Here is a 15206-nt window from a genome sequence, read left to right as displayed (position 1 = left end):
CACAAGTCTCAGTAGCTCAGCTGGATAGAGCAACGCCCTTCTAAGGCGTCGGTCGGGGGTTCGAATCCCTCCTGGGACGTAAGTAAGACTTTGAGCAACTTAATAGTTCAATAGTTTGATGATACTAGGTATTTCTAAAGGTAATCTAACTTTACGAAATTCACCTAAAAAATCGTCCACCAAAATCAACTTCCTAGATTATATTTAGGAGGTTTTTTTGTGACTAAAAAAGTAGGAATATTTGATGTTTCAATTAAAACAGAGATATTGAAAACGAAAAAAGCAACTCCAAAAGGAATGACTGTCGAAAAAGCATTATCAATTGTACATCAGCAAATGAAATTGAATGGCTATCGTGAACGAACTTTAAACGATTACAATTTAATATTTAGTAATTTTGTCAAAAGAACTGGAGTTCAATATTTAGAAGATATTACAGTGGATACGATTTATAAATGGCTTGATAGTATGAATGTATCTCAATCAACTAAAAGTACACGTTTAAAGTGCTTGAAAGCCGTTTTAAGCAAGTGTTACAACAATGGTTGGTATCAATCAAAGTTTTGGTTAACAGTCCAAATAAAGCTTGATAAAAAGGTGAAAAAGGGAGCAAAACAAAACGATCTGAATATATTGCTTTCATTATTGGATTCATCAACATTTATTGGTTTACGAGATGCCATAGCGATATTAACTCTATTTAAAACTGGAGTTCGTATCAATACTTTGGGACAACTCAAAGAAAAACCACCCAGCTCTATATAATTGGCTAGACGAAAGATGAAGGAGTATCATAACGTCATGACGAATAAATAAGCATGGGGGTATGCCGTTATGACGATAATTTATAAACCGAGTGACGTAATGAAACAGCTAGACATCAAGGAATCTCTATACAAAAAATACATAGCTGCTTTGGAAAAAGACGGTGGCYATGTATTTCAGAAGAATCAGCAAGGTCATAGAATTTTTACTGCTGAAGATATTCAAACTTTGGAAAAGTTCATGGAGCTTATCAAGTATGACGGTATGACGATTGAAAAAGTCGCTAAAAAAATTAGAGAAATGAATGGTCATGAAGGTCATGGCGCTATGAGTGAAGAACAACCAAATAGCTATGACGTTATGACTTTAGTTGAACAAGCCGTATCTTCTGCACTTAAAACTCAAGAAAAACAACTACATGACGTTATGACCGTCATTGCAAATCAAAACAACGAGCTAAAAGAACAATTTAAGAGAATTGAAGATAAGCAGGATAAAGTATTTGTGCAATCTCTTCGGGAATCTCAAGAAAATAAAAAGTTAATGCTTGAAGAAGTTAAAACTCAAGTTAAATCTGAAATTGCAGCTGCTAACGAGGCAAAGAAGAAGTGGTGGCAGTTCGGCAAGTAGTATACAAAAAATGAGTTACAGAGATTTCAAAGAATATTTTAAAGTTTAATACAAAAAAAGAGATTCCGATTAGGGAATCTCCTTTATTTATTCATTCACATCGTAATTGACTTTAATGTAATCCATTTCCTGTTCGGGGCTCATAATTCCAGTAGCTTCACCAATGGTGCTACCTTGATTGTACCAAATGTGGTTGTGGTCTCGTGCAGCTTGTGAAAAGTCATTGTCAGACCAACGATTTAGAATTTCAAAATATAGCGATTCATTCTCAAATTCAAGGTCATGTTGACGAGTTTCAACTACTTCAATCAATCTTTTTACACGCTCTTGAGTTAATGGTATTTTTGCTCCCCATTTTTCATCGTCTTTTGATATGACCTTCTGATGGGACATAGCGTGAATCGCTTCTCCTACTTCATAATCATTCATGGTTAGAGGAAATTCTCCTTCGATAACACTTAAACTTTCCTCAACTTCAATTATTGCTCCGCCATCTTCGGCAATCGTTACATCTTTTTTTAGAAATACAGGCAAACCTGGTTCCACTTTCATGTAAATCAAAATGCTGAAAAATCCGATACAAGCAACCACAATAGCAACTTTTTGAATCTTGGTAGTTTTAAATGTTGCGAAGATTTTCCTCATATATCCTCCAAAATTAGGACATCAAGCACTTGAGCTATTTGGTAATCTCTTTCAGCGATTGGGCTTATTAAACTCGTACAATTATTTTCTCGGAGTACGTCAGCTAATAATTGTAAATCTATAGTCATTTTTTCCAATATGTATCAACACCAATCATCTTGTTAATTGGTGTTATATTCCAACTAATTCTGGCTGACAAGAGATACTGAATCTTTACTCAAATTGAGTTAATAAACCTGTATTTACTTATGGAATTATAACCTCGAAAGACGTTGGTCATATATTCAAAATCACCATCGGAACAAATAGGATCAGAAGAACAATGGCTCATATTTTCTAAAGCCCTTAAAATAATTGGATATAGTTTTTCATTGTCAGCAAGACGTGTTAATCCACCTAAGCCTACTCGGCTAGTCGCTTGAATATACCCTGATGTAGTTTTGGGTTGTCCTAAGCATTCTCATATAAAGAAAATCCAGCAACGATATTCGCTGCTGGATTTTTATTTTCTACCTATTTCTTGTTTTTTTAATAATTCACAACAATTTTCTTTCTAAATCGTTCTTACTCCTCTTATTCCGTTAGCTGTCATGACCCGTAATGGAGTTGCACTAGACGGCATTATTAAGTCATAGCAGCCAATTCCTTTTGCTGTATAAATGCGAAAAGAAGAATCTTGCACATCAGTGACTTTGTAAATGGGAATCCGGAGTATACCTCTAGCGGTTTGAATTTTTTGGTAGGTGATTGGTGTGGCCATTATAAATCAACCCGTAACCAGATTTGACCAATGGTAGGCGTTGTTGGATCGCTCGTTGTTAATGGTAAAATATCTCTTCCTTTGCTATTGCTATTATCCCCATTATTGACGATTCGATTATACGGAAGGCCCAATCTGAATTGATTGCCTGCACTTGCAAGTTTAAATTCAACCACTGGATTTGTATGTGTGATGAAATGTAAATCCCAACACATTCCGTCAAACTGATTTCCTGTTCCAGTAATGGTAAACAGTTTAGTTGTATCACTCGAAGGTTGAATTTGAAGATTGCTAAACACATTGCCTGAACATTCATTCGGAGGTTGTTTCGCTGAGTCTAGCACAATCATATCTGTACAACCATCGATGGTAATTTTATCGAATCGATTTGCATTCACCCATGCCTCACCAGATGCAGGTTTCACGGCTTGTAAAAAAATACCTTTTGAAAATCTTGAGATAGAGATGTTTTCGAAATTGATATATTGAATCTTGCTTCCGTTTGCACCTGAATAAAGCTTGATAGCTGTTCCTCCAACTTTTCCAGACCAATTGGTCAAATACAAATCCTTCACATTCGTCTTCTCATATTGATATTTGCCATCCAAGAAAATAACGTCAGAGGTGTAGCTTGAGCTATTAATTGTAATGAAACCACCTACTAGAGATGCATTTTGCTGAAGTTCAAATACACGGAAATTTCCTTGTACAGTATATTGTGTCAGCCGACTTGCCCGCAATTCAACGCCTTTCTTAATGACAATTGGCGTAGTCAAGGAATACGTTTTATTGCCACTTAATACCACTTTTTTATTATTAGTTTGTGCAAAATTAATAGCAGCTTGTATTTTAATAGAATCCGTTGACCCTGAAAAGTCGTCAACAAAAACAATTGGTAATTCAGCCATTTACATCACCTATTATTCGCTGAGAAAAATGTCTGCTGAATACCAAATCTTCATCAAATTCTTTACTATTCTTAAATAAGATTGGGTATTGATCAATATTAATTAAAAAAACATATTGGTAATTTTGAACTTTGTCCTTTTTTATCATTATTCATGTTCCTTTCATTTTCACTAGAGTTCCATCACATCTGTTGTGCGTAGAAACCCTTTTGTTTCATAGGACTTCTGTTTAACCCGCTAGCGCTTCAGATAGAAATTAATGTCCCTATAATTATCATATTCATTAGAATCTATTAAACTTAGGTTTAAATCTATATATTTCATCGATTGTTCCTATTGAAAGAGAGAATGTGATTTAGGAGGAAGTGTTGATGAAAATCGGTATCATACAAAGGCTGGTATTCGACTTTGATCAAAAGTTTGTAAACGAAAATAATTTTCTCCAATAATGAAAGAGATTACGGACGGGATAAGCCTAAAACGTCCTCCTGGAAAGTAATGAAAAAAGCAGGTCGAAAAAGCCTTCTAATCTAGTAGATTAAAAGGCTTTTTATGGCAAAAAGAATGAGCGTATCTTTTTTTAAAGATACGCCCATAGTAGTATGAATATTACTTTTTTGAAGTTCTTGAAGTTCTAGGTTCTAAACAACTTGAACATTTTTTCTGATTACTTGCTTTGAATTTTGTTAAAGTCTTTTCGAAATTATTTCCACATGAACATTTAAACAGTAGTTTTTGCGAGAATCCTCGATACTCAGTAGAAAGTAATTCACAATCTGAATTCTTCTTAACATATTCACTGATATTTTCAATAGTCCATTTTTTATTCATATTAACACCTCCGATATTGATTCCGAAATTAATCACAGAAGAAGTTTCGGATACCTTCCTTTTAATTAGACTCATGACTTCCTAATTTAACTGATTAGCCTATTATACCATCACTTTCGCGACCCTGTTTTAAACTCGAAAGTTCCTCCATTTATGCGGATGAAAGTATTGTAATGCTAAACTCAGAAGTACATAAAAATCGACTTTTGCGTATCTTTTTTAGAAGTCCATTTAATTAATGATTCTGCAACAGAACATCAAATAACCTTCAAATTCAAAGAGGATTTCACTTTGAGTTTGAAGATTTTTTATTTGGAAATTATTAAGTTTGCACCATATCATAATTATCCACATACATATTCTTAAGTTTGAAACAGAAATAATAGAGTCAATAATAGAATCGGATTCATATACTGACTTGAAGGATAGTATAGGGAGAGATCTAGACCGAAAAATGTATCCACCAGGATTAAGTTGGATAAATACATTACTTCTGTAACTATCGAGATAATTGGTAATACACTCTCCTATCCTTCAAAAAGAGGGATTTTTTAATTTAAAGGAGGTGTTTATCATAGAAAAAATCATATTTGCTATTTCAGTTCTAGGAACATGGTTCTTATTTTTAATAGGTGGATGGCAATTGTTACTGACAATACTAGCAGTCTTTATGCTAATTGATATTGCTACTGGTATTATCAATGCACTCATCAAAAGAAAACTTACATCTGAGATCGGCTATAAAGGATTCTTGAAAAAAGCCACCATTATGTTAGTTATTATTCTAGCCAATTGGTTAGATATGTTAACAATCTCAGAAGTTCCTGTGTTCAAGACTATCGCTATCTATTTCTATATTGGAATGGAAGGTTTATCAATTATAGAAAACCTTAATCAAATTGGTGTTCCGATTCCCAGTGCAATTACTAAATATATTGATCAAATAGCAAAGGAAGAAGAGCCACCAAACAAAAAAGAATGATTGCTAAGTCCTTCAACGCTCTGGGTATGTTGACTAATTTTCTATTGTGGTTTAGGAGTGAAAGTGGAACCAAAGTAACTCTACTCAGCTAGCCGTTTTTGGCGGCTGGGTCTATTTGTTTTCTGGTTTATTAGAAATTTACTCAGGTTTAATAGATTCGGCTGAATACCTTACTCTTAATAAGAATAATTGGAGGAACTCCCACTAATCACTTTCTATCGTCTCTTGAAAGTTTATTTATGGACAATCTCCAAAAGAAATGGGGTGAAAGAGTAATGGTTAAAATAGTATTAGACGCAGGACATGGACTAAGTACTCCTGGCAAACGAACACCGAGTGGAGAAAGTGAATGGAGCTTTAATGATAAAGTTGTCCTTGCAGCAATCAATAAACTTCGTGAATACGAGAACGTTGATATTTTGAGAGTTGATGATCCGACAGGTAAAACGGATATATCGTTAAATGATCGTACAAATAAAGCGAATGCTTTTAATGCAGACGTCTATATCGCATGCCATCACAATGCAAATACGGGTACTTGGGGGACGTGGACAGGAATTGAAATATATACGTATGATCATCCACAAGCGAATCCGAAATCAGAAGAGATTGCCAAGGTTATTCATCCATTAGTCGTAAAGGCAGTTGGAATACAAGACCGCGGGTTGAAAAAGCAGAACTTCCATGTTTTACGAGAAACATCTATGCCTGCCATTTTGATTGAGGGAGGCTTTATGGATTCGTATATCGACATTAATGTAATGCGTGATAACTCTAAACTCGAAGCACATGGAGAAGCGATTGCGGCGGGGTTAGTTCAATATTTTGGGTTGAAATTAAAAGTTGCAGTAAAAAACTATTTAAGTATTGGAGATACGGGTAAAGAAGTAAAACAACTTCAAGAAAACCTAATTAAAGTAGGTTTTAAGTTGGATGCAGATTCAAATTTTGGACCTATTACAGAAAATGCGGTAAAGGCATTCAAAACTTCAAATGGACTACTGGTAGATGGTTTATACGGACCGGCCACTAAAACTAAACTGGAGAACGCAGTAAAGCCTAAACCTATCCCTAAAACAACACCGTCAAAAGGAACACTATATACAGTTCAAGTAGGAGTCTTCAGCGACAAAGAACATGCTGAACGTTTAGTAAAAGAACTGAAAAGTATTGGGTATTCTGTTTATATTATTGAATCTTGAATATTTAGCCCAGGCTCACTGAGTGGGGCGAAGTTTTATTTTTATTATTTAGGATTATGTGAAATTATTTTTTATCGAATTACGACACGAATCGACAAAAAGAAGTATAATTCTACATAATATATTAGATGGACTTGGTGAGAGGGGGGGATATTCCGATGTTTGAAACTTTGTTATTGAATATATTATTTTTAATTTTCCCTTTAACTTTAATTGTTATATTTTTTGATAATAGTAGAAAGGCTTTCAACACTTCATTTTTTATTAGTTTCTCTTCAATCTCAATGATTCTGTGTATGGTTTATCCAATACAACTTCAAATTGGTTTTATATTTGATTTACGTTATATTCCATTCATTATATGGGCTCTATATGGCGGTTATATAAAAGTGTTACCGCTGTTCATCATATTAAATGTTTACCGATTTATCATTGGTGGCGATGGTGTTATACAATCTCTGCTTTTCTCAACTGTTATATTGTTGATTATTCCATTTCTACATGGGAAGTTTATTAAGTTCAATTCACATAAACGAATTGCTACTGGGGTCGCTGCAGTTTTATTTACGATGGTTTTATATTTAACGACTCTCAGCACATTTTTTGAAGAACTTACAAATGAATTTTGGGAGCTTTCTTTATATTCAATTACGACTCACGTATTTGTCATTATTTTAAATATGTTGATGATTGAAAAGGTAATCTTGAATATTAAAAATCGAGAAAGTTTTCTTCATATAGAACGAATGCATGTAATGAGTGAACTTTCCGCAAGTGTGTCACATGAAATTAGGAATCCATTGACAGTTACCAATGGATTTTTGCAGCTGTTAAAAAATTCAAAAACGATTTCTGAAGATGAAAAAGTTTATGTTGATTACTCGTTAAAAGAATTAGAGCGTGCTGAAAAAATTGTCAGCGATTTTCTAGCTTATGGGAAACCCCAGTCGGAAAATATGGTTTACTCCAACTTACAAGAAGAGGTAGTGTATGTGAAAAATATTTTAACTCCATACGCTAAGATGAATCTAGTGAATATTGATTGCCATTTCAACAATACATTGCTTATTAAGTATGATAAAAATCAAATGCAACAATGTTTAATCAACTTATTTAAAAATGGCATTGAAGCGATGAAAGGTATGGGGGGTACGCTTTGTATTGATGTATCAGAACAAGAACGTAATATTGTTATATTGATCACAGACGAGGGTATAGGCATGATGAAAGATGAAGTATTACAGTTAGGCAAGCCATATTACTCGACGAAAAAAGAAGGAACAGGCCTTGGTTTGCTCATGGTGTACGGAATGATCAGTAAAGTGAACGGTAGCATTGAAGTAGACAGTAAAAAGGGACTAGGGACGACTTTCACGATTACAATTCCTGTATAACAAAATGAAAAGGATGTGCTCACGCGCGCACCCTTTTTTCATTTTGTGCTACTATATTCTCAAGAGAAAGGCGGAATCCACATTGCGAAAAAAGTACGGAAAGCTTCAAACTAAAGAAAACATCATTGTCTTTCCGGGAATGGTGGACAGGCTGATATCTGAAGGACTGAAACATGCTGAAGATTTTCAATATGATTTAGCAGTGGATTCAATTAGACAAGCGATGGCTTATAGAGAAGCTGATGAACAAACACTTGGCGTATATGCGTATTCATTGTATGAGATTCGAGAATTTCAAGAAGCTCGAGTTATATGCGAAGAATTATTGAAATTAGGCCCTACCTATTACTTCGAAACCATGGAACTGTATGTAACCATTTTAATGGAACTCCGTCAGTTTACTGAAGTTACGGAAATCGTCAATTCATTGCTTGAAGAAGGTATTATCCCTCCTGAGAAAGAGGAGAGTTTTAACCAACTGCTAAAATTAAATGAACGTGTTGCTAAACAAAAAGATGAATTATTGGTAGAAGATATACCGCACAATAATCAAATAGATGCAACTCTTTTTCAGTACGAAACTTTTTCAAACTTTCCGGAAGATAAGCAACAACAACTTTTGGTGGAACTAGACGGAGAAGATTTAACTCCTATTGAAAATGAACTGACCGCAATTATTGAAGATGGATTAATATCGCCGATTACCAAATCTTTTGCCCTACTATTAATGGTTCATAAAGGTATCGAAAGAACTTTGAAAGTAGAAAAGTTCGGTTTCCAAGCGGATATTACTCCAAAAGGTTTACCTGATCCTACACAAACTTCAAAAGTAGAATCTGTTTTAAGTATTACTGGAGAAGAGTTATTACAGAATCCTACCAAACTTGAGATGGTACATGACTTGATTATCCGTCATTCTTTTGCAACCTATCCTTTCGAATGGTTTACCTACGATGAACAAGAAGTATCATTAGCATACATAGATTATGTAGGGGCAATGTTAGGGGAAGATGTACCGTGCGAAGGAGAATTAAACGAGTTAATCCGGAAGATAGACATTCAGTTCGAAATGCGTAGCATGTAAATAAGTTGAAAGTATCGCTAGGTGTGATATACTAGAATGGTTGTCAAAATCATAGATAAGAATGATTATAACAAGTGAATTTAATGATGGAGGTTGAATATATGTCAGTGAAATGGGAAAAACAAGAAGGTAACACAGGCGTTTTAACAGTAGAAGTGGAAGAAGTTAAAGTTAAAGACGGTTTAGACAAAGCTTTCAAAAAGGTTGTAAAAGAAATAAACGTACCAGGTTTCCGTAAAGGGAAAATGCCACGTAAAATGTTCGAACAACGTTTTGGTACTGAATCTTTATACCAAGATGCTTTAGACTTTATCCTTCCTGATGCATACGCAGCAGCAGTAGATGAAGCTGGAATTGATCCTGTTGATCGTCCAGAAATCGACATCGTAAAAATGGAGCAAGGTGAAAACTTGATTTTCACAGCTACAGTAACTGTACGTCCTGAAGTAACTCTTGGAGACTACAAAGGTCTTGAAATTTCTAAACAAGAAACTGACGTGACAGATGAAGAAATCGAAGCGCAACTGAAAGAACAACAAACTCGTTTAGCTGAGTTAGTCGTTAAAGAAGAAGAAGCAATCGTTGAAGGCGATACAGCTGTTATCGATTTCGAAGGATTCTTAGGTGAAGAAGCATTTGAAGGCGGAGCTGGTGAAGACCACTCACTTGAAATTGGTTCTGGTTCATTCATCCCAGGATTCGAAGAACAATTAATCGGTTTAAAAACTGGTGAACAAAAAGATGTAGTTGTAACTTTCCCTGAAGAGTACCATGCAGCTGAACTTGCTGGTAAAGAAGCTACTTTCAAAGTAACAGTGAAAGAAGTAAAAGGAAAAGAACTTCCTGAATTAAATGATGAACTAGCGAAAGAAATCGATAGCGAAGTTGAAGGTATCGATGCACTTCGTACGAAATTGAAAGAAAAAACAACTGAAGACAAGAAAAATGCAGCTGAAACTGCAATTAAAGATGAGCTAGTTGAAAAAGCTGCAGACAATGCAACTATCGACATTCCACAAGCTATGATCGATGCAGAAGTAGACCGTATGTTAAATGACTTCACTCAACGTTTGACTTCACAAGGCATGAATCTTGACCTTTACTACCAATTCTCAGGTCAAGATGAAAAAGCTCTTCGTACTCAAATGCTTGAAGATGCTCAAAAACGTGTGAAAGTTTCTTTAACACTTGAAGCTATCTCTGATGCTGAAGGCATTACTGCTTCAGAAGAAGAAATCAACAGCGAAATCGAAAAAATGTCTGGTCAATTCAACATGACTGCTGATCAAATCCGCACAGCTCTTGGTGGAACTGGTGCATTAGAAAACGATCTTCGTATGCAAAAAACAATTGATTTCTTAGTTGAAAACGCTAAAATCTCAAAATAAATTTTAAGTAAGATCTACTTGGAAACAAGGCACGGACAATAAGCCCGTGTCTTGTTTTCTCTAATACATAGATAACGATTGGTGATTAAACCATAAAGTACATAAGCGACTGAAATTTAATTTGAGTTTTCTTTAAATCTTATTAGTTGATTCTACAATAAGAATCTTGTAAGATTCTGTATTGAATAGGGGTGAATATTTTGTTCAAGTTTAATGACGAAAAAGGGAATTTAAAGTGTTCCTTCTGTGGAAAATCCCAAGAGCAAGTACGTAAACTGGTCGCAGGACCTGGTGTATATATTTGCGACGAATGTATAGAGTTATGTACAGAAATCGTAGAAGAAGAACTCGGTACAGAAGAAGAAACTGAGTTTAAAGAAGTTCCAAAACCGAAAGAAATCCTTTCCATCTTAGATGATTATGTAATCGGACAAGAGAGAGCAAAAAAATCTCTTGCAGTTGCCGTTTACAATCACTACAAACGTATAAATTCAAATAGTAAAATTGATGATGTCGAATTGTCTAAATCAAATATCGTGATTTTGGGTCCAACAGGTAGTGGTAAAACATTACTTGCTCAAACACTTGCACGTATTTTGAATGTTCCTTTTGCTATTGCAGATGCAACGTCTCTTACTGAAGCGGGATATGTTGGGGAAGATGTTGAAAACATCCTTCTTAAATTAATCCAATCGGCAGATTATGATGTAGAAAAAGCTGAAAAAGGCATTATTTACATCGATGAAATCGATAAAGTAGCTCGTAAATCAGAGAATCCATCAATTACTCGTGATGTATCTGGTGAAGGAGTACAACAAGCTCTTCTGAAAATTTTAGAAGGTACTGTTGCAAGCGTTCCTCCTCAAGGTGGACGTAAGCATCCTCATCAAGAATTCATTCAAATCGACACAACGAATATTTTGTTCATCGTTGGTGGAGCATTTGATGGAATCGACCAGATTATTAAACGTCGTTTAGGACAAAAAGTGATTGGCTTTGGTTCAGATCCAAACAAAAAAGATTTAGAAGAATCTTCTTTATTATCACAATTGATTCCTGAAGATTTATTGAAATTCGGATTAATTCCAGAGTTTATTGGCCGTTTACCAGTATTGGCAAGCTTAGAGCAGTTAAGTGAGAATGCTTTAGTTCGAATTTTAACTGAACCTAAAAATGCATTAGTGAAGCAATATCAAAAAATGATTGAATTGGATAATGTGAAATTAACATTTGAAGATGAAGCGTTAGTTGAAATTGCAAAACTAGCAATTATTCGTAAAACGGGTGCACGTGGACTTCGTTCTATTATTGAATCGTTGATGTTAGAAGTTATGTATGAATTGCCTTCACGCGAAGATATTGTTGAATGTGTGATTACAAAAGAAACAGTTACTGACTCTTCACATCCAAAATTAGTATTAGAAGATGGAACTGTATTAAATCAAAACGACGAAAAAACTTCAGCGTAAGTATTGTTGAAATGGAAAAGCTGGCTTCGAACGTGCGTATGCATACGCGCAGCTCGGATGTCAGCTTTTTCTTACATATGTTTGATTTTAGGATTAATCGGACAAAATTGGATTGAGGTGATTTTCCACATGACAAAGAAAAGTGAAGAAAAAATTGTTCCATTATTACCTTTACGCGGTTTATTAGTGTTTCCGACAATGGTGCTACATATTGATGTAGGCCGTGAACGTTCTGTTGCTGCCTTAGAACAAGCTTTGTTGTCAGATAACAAGGTCTTTTTGGCGACTCAAAAAGAAATGAATGTCGAAACTCCAGACGAAGATGATTTATATAGCGTCGGTACATTAGCCAATGTAAATCAAATGATTAAACTGCCGAATGGAACGATTCGTGTATTAGTTGAAGGCCTTGAGCGCGCCACGTGGTCTGGTTATACAGAAGGTGACAAGTACGCGACAGTCAAAACCACTTCTTCAAAAGATGAAATTGAAAAAACTCCTGAACATGAAGCACTCATGAGGTTACTGCTTCAATATTTTGAAAAGTATTCGAAAGTATCGAAAAAAGTAACAACCGAAACGTATGATACAGTTTCAGATATTGAAGAACCTGGTCGCTTAGCGGACATGGTTGCTTCATACTTACCTTTAAAGATGAGTGCCAAGCAAGAAGTATTAGAAATTTTTGACGTGAAGACTCGCTTAGAATGGTTAGTAAATCGCTTGCATAATGAGCAAGAAGTGTTGGATATGGAAAAGAAAATATCTGCACGTGTTAAACAAGCGATGGAGCGTACACAAAAAGAATTTTATTTACGTGAACAAATGAAAGCCATCCAAACCGAACTTGGTGATAGAGAAGGAAAAACTGGCGAAGTTTCAGATCTACGCAAGTTGATTGATAAGTCAGGAATGCCTGAATCTACGATGAAAGTGGCGCTAAAAGAGTTAGACCGCTATGAGAAACTGCCTGCAGCAGCTGCTGAAAGTGGTGTCATTCGTAACTATATCGATTGGCTAGTTGCCCTCCCTTGGACAGAATCAACGGCAGATCATATGGACATTAAACGTGCAGAAACAATTTTAAACCGTGATCATGATGGTCTTGAATCAGTAAAAGAACGAGTACTTGAATACTTAGCCGTGCGTCAATTGACAAACTCGCTTCGTGGTCCGATTCTATGTTTAGCAGGGCCTCCAGGAGTCGGTAAAACATCACTGGCTCGTTCTATTGCAGAGTCGCTTGGACGTAAATTCGTACGTATTTCATTAGGTGGAGTTCGTGATGAATCTGAGATTCGTGGGCACCGTAGAACCTATGTAGGAGCTATGCCTGGGCGCATTATTCAAGGTATGAAAAAAGCGGGGAAAATCAATCCTGTTTTCTTACTTGATGAAATCGATAAAATGTCGAATGATTTCCGTGGAGATCCATCTTCAGCTATGCTTGAAGTATTAGATCCGGAGCAAAACCATAATTTCAGCGACCATTACATCGAAGAAACCTATGACTTATCCAACGTGCTATTTATTGCAACGGCAAACGATTTAAGCACCATTCCCGGACCACTTCGTGACCGAATGGAAATTATTTCGATTGCGGGTTATACCGAAATTGAAAAGCAAATGATTGCAAAAAATCATTTATTGCCTAAGCAATTAAAAGAGCACGGTTTAACAAAATCGATGATGCAACTTCGAGACGATGCAATCCGTGATTTAATTCGTTATTACACACGTGAAGCGGGCGTCCGTAGTTTAGAACGCCAAATTGCATCGATTTGTCGCAAAGTGGCAAAACAAGTGGTTTCAAGTGATAAAAAGCGCATTATAATTAAGGCAGAGTCTCTAGAAGATCTTATCGGGAAACATAAATTCCGTTATGGACAAGCCGAAACCACAAACCAAATTGGTGTCTCTACAGGATTGGCTTATACCTCTGTTGGAGGAGACACGCTTCAAATTGAAGTGTCCTTAACACCTGGTAAAGGTAAGTTGATTTTGACTGGTAAATTAGGCGACGTCATGAAAGAATCTGCACAAACAGCACTTTCATTTGTTCGTTCTAAAACAGAAAGCCTAGGTCTTGATGCTAATTTCCATGAAGTACATGACATTCATATTCACGTACCTGAAGGCGCTGTACCTAAAGATGGACCTTCTGCAGGAATCGCAATTGCGACTGCACTTGTGTCTGCTTTGTCTAAGCGACCAATTCGTCGTGAAGTGGGCATGACCGGTGAAATCACATTACGTGGCCGCGTGTTACCGATCGGCGGTCTTAAAGAAAAATCATTAGGTGCCCATCGTGCCGGCTTGACAACAATTATTGTACCGAAAGAAAATGAACGAGATATAGAAGAAATACCCGAAAGCGTGCGTGATGTCTTAACGTTTAAATTTGTCTCGCATGCTGACGAAGTGCTAGAAATAGCACTAGAAGGAGGCAGTGAGCAATGAAGGTTCATAACGTTGAGTTAGTTATAAGTGCAGTACGTCCAGCGCAATATCCGGAAGATGGTTTTCCGGAGTTTGCTTTGGCTGGTCGTTCTAATGTAGGAAAATCGTCTTTTATTAATAAAATGATAGGCCGCAAGAGTATGGCACGTATTTCGTCAAAACCAGGGAAAACACAAACATTAAACTTCTACAAAATAGAAGAGAAACTTTTTTTCGTTGACGTTCCTGGATACGGTTATGCAAAAGTATCGAAAAGCTCTCGTGAAGCATGGAGTAGAATGATAGAAGAATACGTGACGGGTCGCGATTTACTAAAAGCCGTCATTCAAATTGTGGATTTACGTCATCCACCTTCAGATGATGATTGTATGATGTACGACTTCTTAAAGTACCATCAAATTCCGTGTATCGTAATCGCTACAAAAGCGGATAAGATTCCTAAAGGTAAATGGGAAAAACATAAAAAAATGGTACGTGATGAACTCGATATGGAAGCACATGACACAATGATTGTGTTTTCATCTGAAACTGGACTTGGCTTTGATGCAGCATGGGCAGAAATTGAGCGCCGTATGACACTTGAATAAAATGGACAAACTCTCTTAGAAGCATTTCGCTTTTTAGAGAGTTTTTTTATGGATTTATTCTATTGATTGCCTTCTCGATACGATTGCTGTCTTTCTAAAAG

At 35.9% G+C, this 15206-nt stretch carries 13 protein-coding genes and 1 tRNA gene; 11 read left to right on the top strand and 3 right to left on the bottom strand.

The window, feature by feature from the left end:
• Positions 1-5: 5 nt before the first annotated feature.
• From AC1DOS_RS11200 to AC1DOS_RS11190, 3 genes are all read left to right on the top strand, one after another.
• A tRNA-Arg gene (locus AC1DOS_RS11200) sits at positions 6-79 on the top strand.
• Between the two features lie 140 nt (positions 80-219).
• Positions 220-765 carry a tyrosine-type recombinase/integrase gene (locus AC1DOS_RS11195; RefSeq protein WP_477537562.1) on the top strand — a complete coding sequence of 182 codons (546 nt, stop codon included), beginning with the start codon at positions 220-222 and terminating at the stop codon, positions 763-765.
• 69 nt (positions 766-834) lie between these two features.
• Entirely contained in the window at positions 835-1395 is a 561-nt protein-coding gene (locus tag AC1DOS_RS11190; protein ID WP_477537561.1) for a MerR family transcriptional regulator, read from the top strand.
• An 87-nt stretch (positions 1396-1482) separates the two neighbouring features.
• Here AC1DOS_RS11190 and AC1DOS_RS11185 read toward each other — a convergent pair whose 3' ends face one another.
• From AC1DOS_RS11185 to AC1DOS_RS11175, 3 genes are all read right to left on the bottom strand, one after another.
• Positions 1483-2040 carry a DUF6241 domain-containing protein gene (locus AC1DOS_RS11185; protein WP_477537560.1) on the bottom strand — a complete coding sequence of 186 codons (558 nt, stop codon included), beginning with the start codon at positions 2038-2040 and terminating at the stop codon, positions 1483-1485.
• 759 nt (positions 2041-2799) lie between these two features.
• On the bottom strand, positions 2800-3708 hold the full coding sequence (locus tag AC1DOS_RS11180) for a hypothetical protein (RefSeq protein ID WP_108586459.1): 909 nt from the start codon (positions 3706-3708) through the stop codon (positions 2800-2802).
• A 609-nt stretch (positions 3709-4317) separates the two neighbouring features.
• Complete coding sequence (locus AC1DOS_RS11175; RefSeq protein WP_477537559.1) at positions 4318-4539, bottom strand: hypothetical protein; 222 nt, start codon at positions 4537-4539, stop codon at positions 4318-4320.
• Positions 4540-5104: 565 nt separating this feature from the next.
• On the opposite strand from AC1DOS_RS11175, the gene AC1DOS_RS11170 reads away from it, so the two are divergent.
• The 8 genes from AC1DOS_RS11170 to yihA all read left to right on the top strand — a co-directional run bounded on the left by AC1DOS_RS11170 (position 5105) and on the right by yihA (position 15105).
• The gene (locus AC1DOS_RS11170; RefSeq protein WP_477537558.1) at positions 5105-5521 is read left to right on the top strand and encodes a phage holin family protein; all 417 of its coding nucleotides are present in this window, start codon (positions 5105-5107) and stop codon (positions 5519-5521) included.
• 275 nt (positions 5522-5796) lie between these two features.
• Positions 5797-6723 (top strand): N-acetylmuramoyl-L-alanine amidase, encoded by a 927-nt coding sequence (locus AC1DOS_RS11165; RefSeq protein WP_477537557.1) that lies wholly within the window; start codon positions 5797-5799, stop codon positions 6721-6723.
• A 158-nt stretch (positions 6724-6881) separates the two neighbouring features.
• Entirely contained in the window at positions 6882-8117 is a 1236-nt protein-coding gene (locus AC1DOS_RS11160) for an ATP-binding protein (protein WP_477537556.1), read from the top strand.
• 82 nt (positions 8118-8199) lie between these two features.
• The gene (locus AC1DOS_RS11155) at positions 8200-9201 is read left to right on the top strand and encodes a hypothetical protein (protein ID WP_477537555.1); all 1002 of its coding nucleotides are present in this window, start codon (positions 8200-8202) and stop codon (positions 9199-9201) included.
• Positions 9202-9302: 101 nt separating this feature from the next.
• Complete coding sequence (tig, locus tag AC1DOS_RS11150) at positions 9303-10589, top strand: trigger factor (protein WP_477537554.1); 1287 nt, start codon at positions 9303-9305, stop codon at positions 10587-10589.
• Positions 10590-10789: 200 nt separating this feature from the next.
• Positions 10790-12058 (top strand): ATP-dependent protease ATP-binding subunit ClpX, encoded by a 1269-nt coding sequence (gene clpX, locus AC1DOS_RS11145; protein WP_108586453.1) that lies wholly within the window; start codon positions 10790-10792, stop codon positions 12056-12058.
• Positions 12059-12187: 129 nt separating this feature from the next.
• Positions 12188-14518, top strand: coding sequence for an endopeptidase La (gene lon / locus AC1DOS_RS11140; RefSeq protein WP_477537553.1), 2331 nt, complete (start codon positions 12188-12190; stop codon positions 14516-14518).
• Positions 14515-15105 (top strand): ribosome biogenesis GTP-binding protein YihA/YsxC, encoded by a 591-nt coding sequence (yihA, locus tag AC1DOS_RS11135; protein ID WP_024534339.1) that lies wholly within the window; start codon positions 14515-14517, stop codon positions 15103-15105. Before lon ends, yihA begins: the two co-directional genes overlap by 4 nt.
• Positions 15106-15206 lie beyond the last annotated feature (101 nt).

It is taken from the genome of Paenisporosarcina sp. P5_A11, from assembly GCF_056400705.1.
Note: the sequence above shows the minus strand (reverse complement) of the source record. Positions and strands in the feature narration are given on the sequence as shown.